The sequence below is a fragment of the Aquitalea magnusonii genome (genome assembly GCF_002217795.2).
GTDB lineage: Bacteria > Pseudomonadota > Gammaproteobacteria > Burkholderiales > Chromobacteriaceae > Aquitalea > Aquitalea magnusonii_B.
Map to the genome: position 1 here is coordinate 4,557,960 of NZ_AP018823.1, position 16,181 is coordinate 4,574,140.

The 16,181-nt window shown below is 60.9% G+C and carries 16 protein-coding genes and 1 pseudogene; 15 read left to right on the forward strand and 2 right to left on the reverse strand.

The features are described 5' to 3' along the window. Positions 1-31: 31 nt before the first annotated feature. The 4 genes from cysE to DLM_RS21380 all read left to right on the forward strand — a co-directional run bounded on the left by cysE (position 32) and on the right by DLM_RS21380 (position 3,272). Complete coding sequence (cysE, locus tag DLM_RS21365; RefSeq protein ID WP_089082888.1) at positions 32-817, forward strand: serine O-acetyltransferase; 786 nt, start codon at positions 32-34, stop codon at positions 815-817. After that, positions 814-1,593: a DUF3658 domain-containing protein gene (locus tag DLM_RS21370; RefSeq protein WP_089082887.1), complete on the forward strand. Its 780-nt coding sequence runs from the start codon at positions 814-816 to the stop codon at positions 1,591-1,593. The genes cysE and DLM_RS21370 overlap by 4 nt, the downstream gene beginning before the upstream one ends. Positions 1,594-1,698: 105 nt before the next feature. Beyond that, entirely contained in the window at positions 1,699-2,541 is an 843-nt protein-coding gene (locus DLM_RS21375) for an isopenicillin N synthase family dioxygenase (protein ID WP_089082886.1), read from the forward strand. Between the two features lie 110 nt (positions 2,542-2,651). Continuing rightward, on the forward strand, positions 2,652-3,272 hold the full coding sequence (locus DLM_RS21380) for a cell division protein FtsI (RefSeq protein WP_089082885.1): 621 nt from the start codon (positions 2,652-2,654) through the stop codon (positions 3,270-3,272). Here the strand turns inward: DLM_RS21380 and DLM_RS21385 are convergent. After that, complete coding sequence (locus DLM_RS21385; RefSeq protein ID WP_089082884.1) at positions 3,259-3,948, reverse strand: flagellar basal body L-ring protein FlgH; 690 nt, start codon at positions 3,946-3,948, stop codon at positions 3,259-3,261. The genes DLM_RS21380 and DLM_RS21385 overlap by 14 nt on opposite strands. A gap of 191 nt (positions 3,949-4,139) precedes the next feature. Here DLM_RS21385 and DLM_RS21390 point away from each other — a divergent pair, with 191 nt between their 5' ends. Further along, positions 4,140-4,367, forward strand: coding sequence for a hypothetical protein (locus tag DLM_RS21390; protein ID WP_089082883.1), 228 nt, complete (start codon positions 4,140-4,142; stop codon positions 4,365-4,367). A 25-nt stretch (positions 4,368-4,392) separates the two neighbouring features. Here DLM_RS21390 and DLM_RS21395 read toward each other — a convergent pair whose 3' ends face one another. Then, the gene (locus DLM_RS21395; protein ID WP_089082882.1) at positions 4,393-5,343 is read right to left on the reverse strand and encodes a substrate-binding periplasmic protein; all 951 of its coding nucleotides are present in this window, start codon (positions 5,341-5,343) and stop codon (positions 4,393-4,395) included. A 27-nt stretch (positions 5,344-5,370) separates the two neighbouring features. On the opposite strand from DLM_RS21395, the gene uvrD reads away from it, so the two are divergent. From uvrD to pal, 10 genes and pseudogenes are all read left to right on the forward strand, one after another. Further along, a complete protein-coding gene (gene uvrD / locus DLM_RS21400; RefSeq protein ID WP_089082881.1) occupies positions 5,371-7,524 on the forward strand; it encodes a DNA helicase II in 2,154 nt (717 codons plus the stop codon). Positions 7,525-7,555: 31 nt separating this feature from the next. Next, positions 7,556-9,268, forward strand: coding sequence for a response regulator (locus DLM_RS21405; RefSeq protein ID WP_089082880.1), 1,713 nt, complete (start codon positions 7,556-7,558; stop codon positions 9,266-9,268). Further along, on the forward strand, positions 9,256-9,990 hold the full coding sequence (locus DLM_RS21410) for a LytR/AlgR family response regulator transcription factor (protein WP_089082879.1): 735 nt from the start codon (positions 9,256-9,258) through the stop codon (positions 9,988-9,990). Before DLM_RS21405 ends, DLM_RS21410 begins: the two co-directional genes overlap by 13 nt. A gap of 397 nt (positions 9,991-10,387) precedes the next feature. Then, positions 10,388-11,649 (forward strand): annotated as a pseudogene (locus tag DLM_RS21415) (diguanylate cyclase domain-containing protein). A 107-nt stretch (positions 11,650-11,756) separates the two neighbouring features. Further along, positions 11,757-11,936: a DUF3460 family protein gene (locus DLM_RS21425; RefSeq protein WP_045846552.1), complete on the forward strand. Its 180-nt coding sequence runs from the start codon at positions 11,757-11,759 to the stop codon at positions 11,934-11,936. 118 nt (positions 11,937-12,054) lie between these two features. After that, on the forward strand, positions 12,055-12,720 hold the full coding sequence (locus DLM_RS21430) for a class I SAM-dependent methyltransferase (RefSeq protein ID WP_089082877.1): 666 nt from the start codon (positions 12,055-12,057) through the stop codon (positions 12,718-12,720). 143 nt (positions 12,721-12,863) lie between these two features. Beyond that, a complete protein-coding gene (locus DLM_RS21435; RefSeq protein ID WP_089082876.1) occupies positions 12,864-13,277 on the forward strand; it encodes a biopolymer transporter ExbD in 414 nt (137 codons plus the stop codon). A 3-nt stretch (positions 13,278-13,280) separates the two neighbouring features. Continuing rightward, the gene (locus DLM_RS21440) at positions 13,281-14,246 is read left to right on the forward strand and encodes a cell envelope integrity protein TolA (RefSeq protein WP_089082875.1); all 966 of its coding nucleotides are present in this window, start codon (positions 13,281-13,283) and stop codon (positions 14,244-14,246) included. Positions 14,247-14,334: 88 nt separating this feature from the next. Then, positions 14,335-15,597: a Tol-Pal system beta propeller repeat protein TolB gene (gene tolB, locus DLM_RS21445; protein WP_231959927.1), complete on the forward strand. Its 1,263-nt coding sequence runs from the start codon at positions 14,335-14,337 to the stop codon at positions 15,595-15,597. A gap of 34 nt (positions 15,598-15,631) precedes the next feature. After that, positions 15,632-16,162: a peptidoglycan-associated lipoprotein Pal gene (gene pal / locus DLM_RS21450; protein WP_089082873.1), complete on the forward strand. Its 531-nt coding sequence runs from the start codon at positions 15,632-15,634 to the stop codon at positions 16,160-16,162. Positions 16,163-16,181: the final 19 nt, after the last annotated feature.

Sequence of the window (16,181 nt, forward strand, 5' to 3'; positions counted from 1 at the left end):
GTCCGGGCCGCGTGGTAATGGAGTAACAAGCATGAAGCAAGATTCCGGCGACGCCCTGTGGCTCGCCATTCTGCAGGAAGCCGAGCAGGCCGCGCGTGACGAACCGATGCTGGCCAGCTTCCTGCACATGACGGTTTTGCGGCACAGCACGCTGGAAGACGTGCTGGCCTTTCACTTGTCCAGCAAGCTGGCCAGCCCGGTGATGGACGCGCGCGCACTGATGGAACTGTTCCGCGAGGCGCTGGCATCCGACCCGGCCATCAGTGCCTCGGCACGGGCCGACATCCGCGCCTGTTTCGAGCGCGACCCGGCCTGTGACAGCTATTCCACGCCCTTGCTGTACTTCAAGGGCTTCCATGCGCTGCAAAGCCAGCGCATCACCCACTGGCTGTGGCAACAGCAGCGCAAGACCCTGGCGCTGTTCTTGCAGAACCGCATTTCGGAAGTCACCGGTGCCGACATTCATCCGGCAGCGCGTATCGGCCAGGGGGTGATGCTGGACCACGGCACCGGACTGGTCGTCGGTGAAACCGCGGTCATCGGCAATAATGTTTCCATCCTGCACGGCGTGACGCTGGGCGGCTCCGGCAAGGACCGGGGCGATCGTCACCCCAAGATCGGCGATGGCGTGATGCTGGGTGCCGGTGCCGCCGTGCTGGGCAATATCCGCGTGGGCGACTGTGCCAAGGTGGGTGCCGGCAGCGTGGTGCTGGAAGACGTGCCGCCGCATGCCACGGTGGCGGGCGTGCCGGCCCGCGTGGTGGCGCAAACGGTGGAAGGTGCCATGCCGGCCCTCGACATGGACCAGCGCGTGTGACCCAGCCCACCGTGCACCTGCTGACCGGCCCTTCAGCCGCCCAGGCCTTGCGCACCCTGCTGCCGGGCGATGAGGTGCTGGAGGTGGTGGAAGACTTCGCCCATGGCCCGCTGGCCGATGCCGATGCCATCGACCCGCAGGCGCGGGTGGCGTGGTGGAACCGCATCTGGTGGTCCATGCGCTGGCTGCCGGACATCGACGAAGCCTTTCTCAAGGACTACTGGCACTGTCGCAAGCAGTTGTTCCGCGTGTTTGTCCAGCGCCAGCCGCTTTGCCTGTGGCTGGGCAATGGCGCGCATGACCGCTTGCTGCTGGCCATGGTGTGCGCCCACGCCCACGCCAGTCAGCCGCTGTCGTTGGTAGAGGCCAGTGGCAAGGTGGCAATCCAGCACAATGGCCATATCGCCATGGGCATGTGCGGCCAGCAGGAAATACAGCAGTTGATCGGCAGTTCCCGGCCAGTCGAGCCGGCAGAGCGCCAGCGCCTTGCCGCCGAATGGGAGCACTGGCAGCAGGCCGCCGCCGGCTGGCGCGAACTGCACCACGGCCAGCTACAGCAGCAGCCGGCCGATTGTTTCGACGCCGCCTTGCTGGAGGCCTTGCGCCGTGATGGCGCACAGGCAGCGGTGCGTCTGGTGGGCGGCATCATGGGGCAGCACCGCAGCGCCTTGGTGCCGGACAGCTACCTGTTCTGGCGGCTGGCCATGCTGGCCGAAGCGGGTGCGGTGGTGCTGACCCCGCAACCAGCCGGCCCGCCATGGGTGGCCTTGCCCTGAGATTCCACCGTGGCGCTTTGCCTGCTGCGACGGCAGGGGTAGAATCCGCCGCCGTGGTCCGTCCCGATCTTGCCTGACGGCCACCTTCCGTAAGGATTCCCTCGCATGAACGTCCGCGTTGTCGACTACCGCGCCGCCGATGCTGCCGCGCAATTTACCCGTTCCCTGCACGAAACCGGTTTTGGCGTGCTGGTGAATCACCCCATCGACCAGCAACTGGTGGAAAAAATCTATGCTGACTGGTTGGCCTTCTTCAACAGTCCGCAAAAACACGATTACGCCTTTTCCGTGGAGAAGCAGGACGGTTATTTTTCCCCCGACATTTCGGAAACGGCCAAGGGTGCCAGCCTGAAGGACATCAAGGAATACTTCCACATCTACCCCTGGGGCCGCGTGCCGCCGTCGTTGGCCGATGATGCCCGCCGTTATTACGACAGCGCCAATGCCCTGGCGCGTGAGCTGCTGGGCTGGGTGCAGGCGCACACGCCAGCCGCGATCGCCGCACAGTACAGCCAGCCGCTGTCCGCCATGATTGAACACAGCCAGCAAACCCTGCTGCGCGTGCTGCGTTATCCACCACTGCGCGGGGACGAACCGGCAGGCTCCCTGCGCGCAGCGGCACATGGCGACATCAATCTGCTTACCATCCTGCCGGCGGCCAACGAACCCGGCCTGCAAGTACAGGACAAGGCGGGCAACTGGGTGGATGTACCCTGTGATTTCGGCATGCTCATCATCAATATCGGCGACATGCTGCAGGAAGCCTCGCAAGGCTACTATCCATCGACACAGCACCGGGTGGTGAATCCGCAAGGGGAGGCTGCGCGTAACAGCCGGGTGTCGCTGCCGCTGTTCCTGCACCCGCGCCCGGAGGTGGTGCTGTCGGAACGCCACACCGCCGGCAGTTATCTGGATGAGCGCCTGCGTGAGCTGGGGGTCAAGAAATAAGCCGCTAGCAGCCTGATGCATTTCATCGTGTAAATGTCTGTAAATGCCCTTCGGGGCATTTTCTTTTGCTGCTAGGGTTGCTCTGTTTTAATTGTCTGGCGAGTAAGAAGGTGAAATATCTGCTGCGTTTCATGATTGCACCTGCCGCGCTGACATTAAGTGCTTGTAGCCTGATCACTTCCCCATTGGTTGCCGGGGTGCAACTGGCCAGTACCGCAGTGACCTCGATTGCCAATATGGCACCCAATACCAGTACCAATGGCATGGCACATCCACATGATGAGCTGCGCAATATCTGTATCGAGATTAATTCCAGTGTAATTGTTTCCGATTTCATTCCTGAATTGCAAAAGCAGTTGCGCGAACGGGAAATTGAAAGCCGGATTTATGCAGTGGGCAATGCGCCAGGCAATTGCGAAGCCATTTTGTATTACACCGTGCTCACCCAATGGGGTTCCCCCATGTTTAGCGACGAATTGCGCCCGTATATTACCGATATCAATCTTTTACTCAAGAAAAACGGCAAGGTGCTGGCCAATGCGGCCTATCGGCTGGATGGCATGGCCTATGACAAGTGGAGTTCCACTGGCAAAAAGCTGTCACCGCTGCTGAACAAGATGTTCTCCAGTGACAATATGGCGCAGTGGCAAGCAGGGGGCGAGGCAGCCAATGGGGCTGCCCGCTTTGAACAAGATGTAGCCAAAAGAGCTGGCGCGACTACCAGAAATTGATCAGCCCGGCGAAGAAGCTCTGTGCCGCAGTCCGTGAGGCCACGTCGCTGGCCACCCCGTTCACGATCTGCTCGATGCGGGCATCGCCCACATCATTGGACGACACCACATTGCCCACCTTGATATCGCGCTTGTTCACAATGCCGGAAAAGCGCAGCAGCGTGGTATTACCACTGGCGGCCACGGCTTTTTCACCGGCCACGGCCAGATAACCGTTGGGCAATATATCGGTGACTGAAACCATCAGGCTGCCGCTGATCTGGTTGGCATTCGTCACCTGGCCGGTGCCTTTCAGGCTGCTGCTGCCCGTTGCTTTGCCGCTGTAATCAAAGATTTCCTTCAGCAAACCACCCATGGATGAAAGCGCACCCGGCCCGGATTCGGAAATGGTGGATGTGCGGCTGGTCGAGGTATTGGCATTGTTGCTGGAGGAAAGGTTCTCGGCAATATTGATTTTGAGTGCATCGCCAACACGGCTGGCAATCGGCTCTTCAAATAGCAGCATGGCCTTGTTTGGCTGATAAATGGAGCCGGGACTATCTTCCAGTGCCACCGGAGTGAATTGCGGTCTGATATGTACGGGTGCCGTAACCAGTGTTTGTGGCGAAGAGGCGCAGCCACTAAGCAGGCTGGTAAATGTCAGGCAGATCGATAATTGAGTCAGCAGTGTTTTCATTTTACCGCTCCCTGTTTCTTTAATTACTCCTTTTATTGTATTTTTACCGCTGGTTAATTAGCGTTATTGATTAAAAAACAAGGTAAGAAAATGTAAAGCAAATGGCTGATTGTCTTAACACCGCATAACGTAAATTTACACGCCAGCCAACGCTGGTATCAAAAAAGTAAAAACGGTATGGGGAGAACGAGATGAGCACAATCAGTGGCGTTGCCGCCGTAACACCTGGCCTCACGGCCTACAGCGTATTGCGTCAGGGAGCAAAAGCCGTGGTGGCCGAACTGGACTCTGCCGCCAAGGCCGCCGGCAGCGGCTTGAGCAGCGGTGCCGGTGCCACCGGTAGCGCGGTGGCACATGGGCTGACGGCAGTTGGCGAGGGCCTCAGCACCTTGGGGCGCACCATCAATACCCTGGCTTGATCCCTAGCCCCTCGCCTGGCGGCAGCTAGCGATGCCGCTGCAGCGGGCGCCAACGGGCCGACTGAAACTGTTGACTGAAATCCGGCAGCGCGGCGGTCTGCTTATCCGGCCCCAGGTATTTCTGCTGCAACTGCGCTACAAACCCGCTGTGTTCCAGCCCGCGCAGCGCATTTTGCAGCCGGGTGATGGTGCTGGCGGCCGTCTGCCGGTTCAGCGCAAACCAGTACTGCTCCTGGCCATCCAGCAGCGCAACCGGCCTGATCTGCTGGCTGCTGATGCCCGCCTGCTGCAGTTGCCAGTACATGGCCCAGTCCAGCATGGCAATCATGTCCACCCTGCCCAGCCGCAGCTTGGCCAGATTGCTGGCATCATCCGGTGCGTTGTCTTGTTCGATGCCCGGCCTTAAACCCAGTTGCTGCAACTGTGTTTGTGAGGCCGAGCCACGCACGGCACCAATACGCCATTGCTGCAATTGTCCTGGCGTTGTCAACTGAATGTCATTACGCACGGCCAGCCGGTACAGATAAACCCGCCGCTTGCCAATGGGCCCAAGCCAGCGGAACTGCTGTTCCCGTTCCGGCGTGCGTACCGTGCTGTACAGCACGCTATCCGGCGTGTTTAGCACCGTGACATAGGCGCGTGGCCAGGGAAGCAGCTGCTGGCGGAGCGTCAGGCCCGCCTTGCCTGCCATGGTGGTCAGCAGCTCGCTGGCATAGCCCCTGATCTGCCCGTCTTGCTGGTAGGTCAGCGGCGGCACATGTTCGGTATAGGCGGTCAGTCCGGCGGCATGGGCGGGGAGTGACAACAGCAGGGCCAAGCGGAAAGACAGGCGTAGATGCATGGTGGCAGTGGGAGATGGTTTCAGCGAAATTAACCCCTGGCCGACACCGCAGGCAAGCACAGCGACCGCAGCCGCCTGTGGCCTGTCGCATACCTGGCCACGGTATGCCGGCCAGCTGGTGTAAAATGCGTCCATCAACCACGCCCAGAAGAAATACCTGTCATGAGTGAGCTTTTAGCCGGATTGAATAATGAACAGCTGCGTGCCGTCACCTGGCCGGCCAAAAGTGCGCTGGTACTGGCAGGCGCGGGCAGTGGCAAGACACGGGTACTGACCACCCGCATTGCCTGGCTGATTGCCACCGGTCAGGTCAATCCCTCCGGCATTCTGGCCGTCACCTTTACCAACAAGGCGGCGCGGGAAATGCATACCCGGCTGGGTGCCATGGTGCCGGTGAATGTGCGCACCATGTGGATTGGCACTTTCCACGGCCTGTGCAACCGCTTCTTGCGTGCCCACTACCGCGATGCCGGCCTGCCGCAGGCGTTCCAGATTCTGGATTCCGCCGACCAGCAAGCCGCCATCAAACGCCTGCTCAAAAGCCTGGAGCTGTCGGACGAGAAATATCCGCCGCGTGCGGTGCAAAGCTTCATCAACGGCAACAAGGAAGCCGGGCTGCGGGCCGACCGTCTGCCACCCGCCTTGAATCCCTACGAAGCCAAGCTGGTGGAATTGTATGCCGCCTACGATGCCCAGTGCCGCCGCGAAGGCGTGGTGGATTTTGCCGAGCTGCTGCTGCGCAGTTACGAACTGCTACAAGCCAATGCCGCCTTGCGCGCCCATTATCAGGGCCGCTTCCGCCATATCCTGGTGGACGAGTTCCAGGATACCAACCGCCTGCAATACGCCTGGCTCAAGCTGTTGTCCGGCGAGCACAACGTGCTGTTTGCCGTGGGCGATGACGACCAGTCCATCTACGCCTTCCGCGGTGCCGAAGTGGGCAATATGCGCGCCTTGCTGAGCGACTTCCAGGTGGCCGAGCCGGTGCGGCTGGAGCAGAACTACCGCTCGGTGGGCACCATCCTCAATGCCGCTAATGCCCTGATCGAGCGCAACGATGGCCGCCTGGGCAAGAATCTGTGGACCGACGCGGGCGAGGGCGAGCAGATCCGCCTGTACGAAGCCTACTCCGATGGCGATGAAGCCCAGTTCATCATCGACGAGGTGAAGAACCTGCAGCGCGAGGGCATGAATCTGTCCGACATGGCCATCCTGTATCGTTCCAACGCGCAGTCTCGGGTGCTGGAACATGTATTGGTGAATGCCCAGTTGCCTTACCGCATTTATGGCGGCCTGCGCTTTTTCGAGCGCCAGGAAGTCAAGCATGCGCTGGCCTATCTGCGCCTGGTCAGCAACCCGGATGACGACAACGCCCTGTTGCGTGTCATCAATGTGCCGGCGCGCGGCATCGGTGCCCGCACCGTGGAAAACCTGCAAGCCATCAGCCGTGAGCAGGGCGTCACCCTGTGGCAGGCCTGCTGCGCCGCCGGCGGTGGCCGTACCGCCGCCAAGCTGGGCGAGTTTGTGCTGCTGATCGAAGCCCTGCGCAACAAGAGCAGTGCCATGACGCTGGCGGAAACCGTCAGCCTGATCATCGACCACTCCGGCCTGCGCGCCATGTACGAGCAGGACAAGAAAGAAGGCGAAGAACGACTGGCCAACCTGGACGAACTGGTGAGCGCCGCAGCCGGTTTCTTCCCGGATCAGCCAGAGCTGGCCATTGTCGAATTCCTCAGTGCGGCCAGTCTGGAAGCGGGCGAGCATCAGGCCGAAGCCGGCGAGGACGCGCTGCAACTGATGACGGTGCATGCCGCCAAGGGCCTGGAGTTCGACGCGGTGTTTGTCTCCGGTCTGGAAGAAGGACTGTTCCCGCACGAAAACAGCATGAACGACAGCAAGGGCCTGGAGGAAGAGCGTCGCCTGATGTACGTGGCCGTCACCCGCGCCCGCAAGCGCTTGTACCTGAGCTGCGCGCAGAGCCGCATGCTGCACGGCCAGAGCCGCTATCCCATCCGTTCGCGCTTTGTCGAGGAAATTCCCGCCGAGCTGGTTCGGGTACTGTCTGCTACAGTGAAACCTGTACCGCAGGCAAGTCCACGCCGCGCACCCTGGCTGGAGGAAGCCAGCGCGCCGGCCAGCACCATGTCGCTGCAGGGCTTTCGTATTGGTCAGGGCGTCAGTCATGCCAAATTCGGCGCTGGCGTGGTGATTAATGCCGAGGGCAGTGGCAATGATGTGCGCCTGCAAATCAATTTTGCCGAACACGGGTTGAAGTGGCTGGATTTGCGTTATGCCAAACTGACCGCCGAACAATGACATTCCAGCCAGGCTGGTCGATGATGACGCCATGAGTGACAAGCTACCTTCCACCACCTACCAGAGCCTGACTGCCGGGCAGGGCAGTGCCGAGTCAAGCCGGCGTCCCTACGAGGACCCATACTCCAGCCGGCTGTTCCTGATCATCGACAGCCTGCCGGAGATGCAGCGCGCGCTGGCCATGACCCTGGCCTCCTTCGGCGCTGACAAGGTTGAGTACGCCAGCAAGGCCGGCGATGCACTGGCCAAGATGGCCAAGTTCGAATTCGACGTGGTGCTGTGCGACTACGACCTGGGGAATGGCTACGACGGCCTCTATCTGTTTGAGGAGGTCAAGGAACGCAATCTGATCAAGCAGTCCTGCGTGTTCATGATTGTCACCGGCGAGCGGCGGGCGCAACGGGTAATCTCCGCTGCCGAGCTGGCACCGGATGACTACCTGCTCAAGCCCTTCACCGGCGAGGTGCTCAGTCAGCGGCTGGAAAAAGCCATGCGGCGACGCGAGGCCTTCCGCATGGTGGATGAAGCCATCATGCGGCACGAATACCTGGCTGCCATTGATGCCTGTAGCCGCAAGATCAGCCAGCGTGGCGAGTTTACGCTGGACTTCATGAAGCTCAAGGGCAGCCTGGCCCAGAAAATCGGCGACTTCGACACCGCGCGCAATCTCTACATGGAAGTGCTGCGCCTCAAGCCGCTGGCCTGGGCCAAGCTGGGTCTGGCCAAGTCGCTCACCGGCCTGAAAGCCTACGACGAAGCCAAGCTGCTGTTTGAAGAAGTGCTGGCCGATAATGAAAGAGTGATGGAAGCCTATGACTGGCTGGCCAAGCTGCACCGCATCCATCACGACCTGCCCGGCGCACAAAGCACCCTGGAAAAGGCCACCACCCTGTCGCCGGTGGTGCTGCGCCGGCAAAAACAACTGGCCGAAGTGGCCATGCTCAACAAGGACCTGGAAACCGCCGAGGCGGCCAGCGAAGAAACCCTCAATATCGCCAAATACACCTGGCACCGCAGCCCCACCCATTACGCCATGCTGGCGCGGGTGCAGATGGCACGGGGGGAAACCGGCACGGCGGCCCGCACGCTGGGCAATCTGCGCCGTGACTACCGCTACAACGAAGCCGGCGAATGGATGTGCAGCGTGATTGACAGCCAGTTGCAGACCAAGCTGGGCAACCGCGACAAGGCACGCGCCCTGCTGGCCGAGGCCGAGGCCGCCTACCAGAAGCTGGGCAGCAATCTGCCGGCCGAGGCGCAAATGGAATTTGCCCGTGCCTGCTATGCCCAGGGCAAACAGGACACCGGCAATGCCGCCATGCGCGATCTGGTGCGCAACAATCACGACAACGAAGAGTTGCTCTCCACCATTGGCGGCCTGTTCGAGGAAGTGGGGCTGGGCGACATGGGGCGTCAACTGATTGCCGAAAACGTGCAGTCGGTGCTGGAACTCAACAACCAGGCGGTACGCGAGGCGCAAGCCGGCCGCTTTGAGCAGGCCATCGATCGCTTTGTCAAAGCCCATGAGGAAATGCCGCACAATGTGCAGGTGATGCTTAACCTGGCCAACGCCACCATGGCCTATGTGCATGGCAATGGCTGGCACGAAAGCCATATGCGCCGCGCCTACGACATGCTGGTGCAAGTGCGTGAACTGGCCCCCACCAACAACAAGTTCCAGAAGATTCTCAAGGCTTGGCGACAACTGGTAGAGAAACTGGGCAAGCCGCAATGGGTGCTTTGAACGGCCTGCGTGTACTGGTGGTGGATGATGAACCGCTGGCACGCGAACGCATGGTGGGGCAGGTGGCACAATGTGGTGCCACCACGGTGGCGGCGCTGGCGGATGCCAAAGCAGCCAGCCAGTGGCTGGCGCGCCAGATGGTGGACGTGCTGTTACTGGATATTTCCATGCCCGGCATCAGTGGAGTCGAACTGGCGCGCAGGCTGCGCCAGTTGCCGTTGGCACCGCAACTGGTGTTCACCACCGCGCATGAACAATACGCCGTGGACGCATTCGAACTGGATGCGGCTGATTATCTGCTCAAGCCGGTCAGGCTGGAGCGCTTGCGCCAGGCGCTGGAGAAGGCCGCGCTGCGCTGTGGCAAGCGCCCTGTCATCGAAGCCCATTTCACGGTGCGACATCGTGACCGTTTGCTCAACATTCCTTTTTCCGCCGTGCGCTATCTGAAAGCCGAGCAAAAATACATCAGTCTGGTGACGGCGGATGATGAATACCTGCTGGATGATTCACTGGTGGCGCTGGAGCAGCGACTGGACGACAGCGTGCTGCGCATTCACCGCAACTGCCTGGTGATGCGTCATGCGCTGCAGGCGCTTTTGCGGCTGGGAGAGGGGGCGGATGAGCAGTGGGGCGTCAGCCTGCGCGACATTGCCCAGCCACTGTTGGTCAGCCGCCGCCAATTGCCTGCCATCCGTGCTGCATTGCGTCAAAATAGCAGCTAGTTTATACAGCTAGCGCCAGGGCTTTGTAGTAAGGACAAATGCGACTAGGTATAATTACTTATATTTTCGACTGTGGCAGAATTCCTTGGGCTAGCAGGTCGCCCTTTCTATAGAATCGCCTTTTCTCCCTTCTGCCCTCCCTTGCTCCATGCGGATAAAACTGGCCACTCTGGCATGTGTACTGCTTTGGCTGCTGCTGAGCGCGCTGATTTCCATGGCTTTTCTCAGCCGTGCCGTCATCAGTGCCGAGCAGGAGTTCGACATGCTGGGCGTGCGCCTGTCCGAGCAGCTCAACCAGAAGCTGCTGGTCAACGCAACCATTCTGGACAGCTATGCCGCCTTCACCATGCTCGATCACCAGCAAGCCGGCGAGCAGGAGCAGGTATTCGTGCGCCAGATGGCCGAGCGCTATCCACAACTGGTGTCGCTGGAGCGCATTCAGCGCGTCCGCCATCAGGATCTGCCAGGCTGGACACAGCAGATGCAGGCGCAATGGGGCAGTGATTTCAAGCTGCATGCCTACCAACTGCCTCAGCAGTCGGTGATCTATCCCTTGCCGCTAAGCGCGGAGTATTACCCGGTGGTGTCCATCCTGCCGCTGAATCAGGCGGTACGTCCGCTGCTGGGCACCGATATCTCGCATGATCTGCGTTTGCAGGCAGCCTTGCAGGATGCGCGCCGTTTTGGCCGTGCCGCCATGTCGGCGTCCTTCATCCTGCGCGAGGGGTTTCGCGGTCATCTGCTGCTGCAGCCGGTCAACAGCAGCACACTCTTGCTGCGCGGCCAGCCGCCGGATCAGTTTGTCGCCCTGATGCTGCGCTCCGATTACCTGCGCCCGGACGATACCGCCCTGCCTGCCGGTCTGAGCCTGCAGATTCTGGCCAGAGGCCCACAGGCCGCCCGCTTGCCTGCCTATGTGGATATTGCCGGCACGCCGCATGGCTGGCTGGAAACCCTTGGCTTTCCGCAGCTGCAACTGGAACGCGCCGTGGGCAGTGAGTCGCAGCCGCTGACCCTGCGTCTGCACTGGCAATTGGGCTGGTACCTGCTTAGCGGCTTCGAGCGTGCCGTCATCCTGTGCCAGTCATTGCTGGTTTTATTGTTACTCGGTTTCGGGCTGCGCTTTTACTGGGGACTGTTGTCGCGGCAGGAGCGGCGCGAAAGCCATCTGTTTTATCTGGCCAATCACGACCGCCTCACCGGCCTGGCCAACCGCAACCTGTTTTATGACCGTCTGCAGCATGCCATCTCACGCCTTAACCGCAGCGAGCGGCGCCTGGCGGTGCTGTTCCTGGACATGGATCGCTTCAAGCCGGTGAACGACAGCTATGGCCACGCCACCGGCGACAAGGTTTTGCAGCTGATTGCCGCGCGCATCCTGGCCATCATGCGCAATCAAGACACCGTGGCCCGGCTGGGGGGGATGAGTTCGTGCTGCTGATGGAGGATGTGGAGTCCAATCGCGAGGCAGACCGGGTTGTCGAACGACTGAAACACGCCATCCAGCAGCCCTATGAGGTAGATGGCCACAGCATCGAGCTGGGGGTCAGCATCGGCGTGGCCTATTATCCGGAAGACGGCATGCTGATCGAAGAACTGCTGGACGTGGCCGACCGCAAGATGTACGGCGACAAGGCACCGGATATTCCGCGCGGCTAGCTGCTGCTGTGGTGTTTGTGCCGCCCGGCGGCCAAATATCCGGCAAGACCGTGGTCAGTGCCGGCGCTTATCGATTAGAATCCTGCGATCATAGCCAGGGGAATACCATGTACCAGTCCGATTTCACCAAATTCATGAGCGAATTTCTGGACAAGCATCCGGAAGTAGACCAGCAGCGCCGCGAACTGCGCCTCACCCTGTGGGACCGCAAGGTCAACCTGGACGACCAGCGCCGCTGGAAAGAGTCCCGCGTGCCGCAAAAGCCCTACGTCTACCAGCCGGAATAAGCAGTCCCGGCCCGGCTTGCGCCGTGGCCATTCCCGAACGCCCCCTGTTGCCACCGATGGCCCACCCCGTCGGCCCGGCGCTGCCAGCGGGCGTTTTGTCATTTTCCCGAGAGTATCCATGACCAGTCGTACCGTGCCGCTGGACGGCACCTTGCATGATTACCTGATGGCCATTGGCCTGACCGAGCACCCGGTAATGCGCGAACTGCGCGAATTCACCGCCGGCCATCGCATGGCCAAGATGCAGATCGCGCCCGAACAAGGGCAGTTCATGGGCTGGCTGGTACAGCTGATGGGCGTGCGCCGCTATCTGGAAATCGGCGTGTTCACCGGTTACAGCACGCTGGCCGCGGCCTTGGCCATGCCGGAAGATGGCCAGATCGTCGCCTGCGATGTGAGTGATGAATTTACCCGTATCGCCCGCGACTACTGGCAGCGCGCCGGGGTGGCCGCGCGCATCCGCCTGGAACTGCGACCAGCCTTGCAGACCTTGCAGCAGTTGCTGGCAGAGGGGCAGGCCGGTCAGTTCGATCTGGTGTTCATCGACGCGGACAAGCCGTCCTACCAGGACTATTTTGAAGCCTGCCTGCAACTGGTACGCCCCGGTGGCGTCATCGCCATCGACAACATCTTCCTGTCCGGCCGGGTGGTGTCGCCACGCCCGGAGGACCCGCCCGGTGTCCACCTGATGCATGCCTTCAATGCCCGCCTGCAGCAGGATGTGCGCATCCGCCATTGCGTACTGCCGATTGGTGACGGCCTGACACTGTGTACCCGGCTGTAGGCGCTCGTCTGATCCCTTGGCTTGATAAGAACTTTCTGATGTGGCAACGGGTCAGACCCCTTTTTTGTTAAGCAAGATGTTTGTCATCGGGCCTTTATGGCTGCGGTGCTATGATGGCAAGCCGAACTCAAGTCTGGACCTCCATGCTCAACCGCCGCCCCCGCCGTCAAATGAACCAGATGAACGTGGTGCCTTACATCGACGTCATGCTGGTGTTGCTGGTCATTTTCATGGTGACTGCTCCCATGTTCACCCCCGGTGTCATCCAGGTTCCCAGCGTATCGCAGGCGGCGGCGCTGGATGTTCCACCGCTGGAAGTGGTGCTGGATGCCGGTGACAAGCTGCAAATCAAGGATGGCGACAAGGTGACGGCAGTGGAATCACGCAGCACCCTGGCGGCGCAGGTTGCCGCCATGCTGGCCGGTGCCGACCGGCCGGTGGCCATCTCGGCCGACAAAGACCTCAAGTACGCCGATGTGGTGTCCGTGGCGGACGATCTGCACAAGGCCGGCATCAAGCGCGTGGCCCTCACCGTCAAGCAACAGAATCACCAATAAGGCATGAAGCGTACCGATTCAAGCACCCCGTCCTGGTCTGTACTGGCCTCGCTGCTATTGCACGGGGTAGTCGCCGCACTGATGTTATGGGCCGGCCTGGCCAGCAAGCAAGCTGCCCATGAAGTGCCGCTGGCGCTGGAACTGTGGAGCAGCCCGCCACCCGCACCGGCGGTCATCACCGAACCCCAGCCGGCTGCCAAGCCAGTTGCCGTGCCGGAGCAAGCCCCGCCGGCCCCACCGCCGCAACCGCCTGCCGAGGTGAATCTGGGGGCGAAGAAAAAGCCCGAACCCAAACCGCAGCACCTGGAAAAGCCCGCTGCCGAGCCGGTGAAAAAGCCGGCGCCGGTACACAAGCTGCTGCCGGAAAAACCAAAACCGGAGCCGGTCAAAACACCGCCAGCAAAAGCGCCGGAACCCGCGAAAAAGCAGGAAAAACCAGCCAAAGCGCTAGAAAAAGCCCCGGCCAAGCCTGCCCCGCCGGTTGTGGCAGAAAAGAAACCGGCCAAAGTGCCGCCAGCCACCACGCCGGGCAAGGGCAGCAAGCAGTCCAAAACCTATGACAACCAAGCCGACGACTTGCTGTCGCAACTGGATGCGCCCAATACCGGTCACAAGGCCAATGCCCGCAGCACCCAGGCCGGCAGTGCCAATGGTGTGGCCGGTGGCGCGGTCAATGGTTCGGCGGCGGCCAAGGGCGGCTGGATCGACAAGGTCCAGGCCAAGATTACCCCGCTGGTGCAGATTCCACCGGAGCTGAACGGTAATCCCGTGGCGCGGGTCCAGGTGACCTTGCTGCCTTCGCTGGAGGTCAATAAGGTGCAGCTGATTCGTTCCAGCGGCAGCAAGGCATATGATGATGCGGTACAGCGCGCCATCTGGGAGGCACGTACCTTCCCCAGTCTGCCGCCCGGTGCCAGCTTCAACGATGGCTATCGCCAGTTCACGCTGGAATTCCGCCCGCGTCAGTAAAGCGGCCGGTGTGGACAGGTTTTTTCAGGAAATTTCGTTTCAGAGGGAACTCATGCCGGACATTCGTACTCTGTTTAAGGCATTGCTAATGTTTGTCTTGCTGGCCGGTCGCGGTGCCTACGCGGAAATGACCATCGAGATTGTGGGTGGCGGTGCCAGCAAGCATGCCATTGCCGTGGTGCCGTTCAAGGATGAAACCACGCGCATGCGCGAGGCGCTCACTCCCATCATCCGCAGCGATCTGGAATTGTCCGGGGTGTTCCGCATGGTGGATGGCTCAGCCATAGCCAATGTGCCGGTAGAGCCTGCCGACATCCGCTATCCGCTGTGGCAGGCGGCTGCAGCGCAGTCCATCGCCATCGGCAAGGTGGAGGCGGTGGCTGGGGGACAAGTGAAAATCAGCTTCCGCCTGATGGACGTGGCGCAAAAAAAGCAGCTGACTTCCGGTGAGTTCACCGTGACGCCAGACCGTGGCCGTGAAGTGGCCCACACCATTGCCGACATGATTTACCAGGCCATTACCGGGCAGAGGGGCATCTTCAATACCCGGGTGGTGTATGTGGTGAAGAATGGCCGCAATTACCAGTTGCAAGTGGGCTTGATCACCGATGTGGACAGCAACCGGGCGCAAACCATCCTGCGCTCCAAAGAGCCCATCATCTCGCCTAGTTGGAGTCCGGATGGCCGTTATCTGGCTTATGTCTCCTTCGAGAGCAAGAAGCCGGTGGTATGGGTGCAGGACTTGGCCACCGGCCAGCGCCGCGCGGTGGCCAATTTCAAAGGCAGTAACTCGGCCCCGGCCTGGAGCCCGGATGGCAGCAAGCTGGCGGTGGTGCTGACCACCACCGGCAATTCGCAGATTTATCTGGTGAATACGCTGGGCAGTGCGCCACGCCGTCTCAGCTATAGCGATGCGATTGATACCGAGCCGACCTTTACGCCGGACGGCAGCCAGATTTATTTCGTGTCCGACCGTACCGGCGGGCCACAAATTTATCGCATGGCTGTCAGCGGCGGGCAGGCCCAGCGCGTTACATGGCAAGGTAACTACAATGTTTCGCCACGCGTATCGCCGGATGGTCGCACCCTGACCTTCATCCGGCGCGAGGCGGGGCGCTTCCGAGTGATGGCACAAGACCTCACCACCGGTGATGTCCGTGCGCTGTCGGAAAGTGGTTATAACGAACGACCCAGTTTCGCCCCCAATGGCCGCATGGTGCTGTATGCCAGCGAGTCCGGCGGCAAGAGTGTGCTGTATGCCACCACGCTGGATGGCAGCAGCAAGGTAAGACTGGCAGTGATTAATGGCGAAGTGCAGGACCCGTCTTGGGGCCCTTTCAACAATCCGTAATGATGTAGTGCATTCAAATCCAAGGAGCGAAGGCATGAACTGGAAACAACTCGTACTCGGCACCGCCACGGTTACTCTGCTGGCGGCCTGCGCCAGCACCAAGCCGGCAGCCGTTACCAGCAATACCGCCCCGGCCGCCACCGCCAATCAGGGCGTGGCTCCGGCTGATACTGGCAGCAGCAATCAGGGCCAGCTGAATGCCGACCCGCTGCACGACCCCAACAGCCCGCTGTCCAAGCGCAGCGTGTACTTTGACTTTGACTCTTCCACCGTCAAGGGCAGCGACAAGCCCACCGTGGAAGCCCATGCCGGCTATCTGAAGGATCATGCTGACCGCAAGGTGATCATCCAGGGCAATACCGATGCGCGTGGCAGCCGCGAATACAACCTGGGCCTGGGTCAGCGCCGTGCCGAGAGCGTGAAGCGCTCGCTGGAAGTGCTGGGCGTGAAGGACAGCCAGGTGGAAGCCGTCAGCCTGGGCAAGGAAAAGCCGAAGGCTACCGGCAATACCGAGGCTGATTACGCCGAGAACCGCCGCGCCGACATTCTGTACAACGGCGAGTAAAGCTGCTTGCGGATACGCG

Coding starts and splice junctions, on each gene's coding strand:
- cysE (WP_089082888.1), top strand. CDS start 32: ATGAAGCAAGATTCCGGCGACGCCCTGTGGCTCGCCATTCTGCAGGAA.
- DLM_RS21375 (WP_089082886.1), top strand. CDS start 1,699: ATGAACGTCCGCGTTGTCGACTACCGCGCCGCCGATGCTGCCGCGCAA.
- DLM_RS21385 (WP_089082884.1), bottom strand. CDS start 3,948: ATGAAAACACTGCTGACTCAATTATCGATCTGCCTGACATTTACCAGC.
- DLM_RS21390 (WP_089082883.1), top strand. CDS start 4,140: ATGAGCACAATCAGTGGCGTTGCCGCCGTAACACCTGGCCTCACGGCC.
- DLM_RS21395 (WP_089082882.1), bottom strand. CDS start 5,343: ATGGACGCATTTTACACCAGCTGGCCGGCATACCGTGGCCAGGTATGC.
- uvrD (WP_089082881.1), top strand. CDS start 5,371: ATGAGTGAGCTTTTAGCCGGATTGAATAATGAACAGCTGCGTGCCGTC.
- DLM_RS21405 (WP_089082880.1), top strand. CDS start 7,556: ATGAGTGACAAGCTACCTTCCACCACCTACCAGAGCCTGACTGCCGGG.
- DLM_RS21410 (WP_089082879.1), top strand. CDS start 9,256: ATGGGTGCTTTGAACGGCCTGCGTGTACTGGTGGTGGATGATGAACCG.
- DLM_RS21425 (WP_045846552.1), top strand. CDS start 11,757: ATGTACCAGTCCGATTTCACCAAATTCATGAGCGAATTTCTGGACAAG.
- DLM_RS21430 (WP_089082877.1), top strand. CDS start 12,055: ATGACCAGTCGTACCGTGCCGCTGGACGGCACCTTGCATGATTACCTG.
- DLM_RS21435 (WP_089082876.1), top strand. CDS start 12,864: ATGCTCAACCGCCGCCCCCGCCGTCAAATGAACCAGATGAACGTGGTG.
- DLM_RS21440 (WP_089082875.1), top strand. CDS start 13,281: ATGAAGCGTACCGATTCAAGCACCCCGTCCTGGTCTGTACTGGCCTCG.
- tolB (WP_231959927.1), top strand. CDS start 14,335: ATGTTTGTCTTGCTGGCCGGTCGCGGTGCCTACGCGGAAATGACCATC.
- pal (WP_089082873.1), top strand. CDS start 15,632: ATGAACTGGAAACAACTCGTACTCGGCACCGCCACGGTTACTCTGCTG.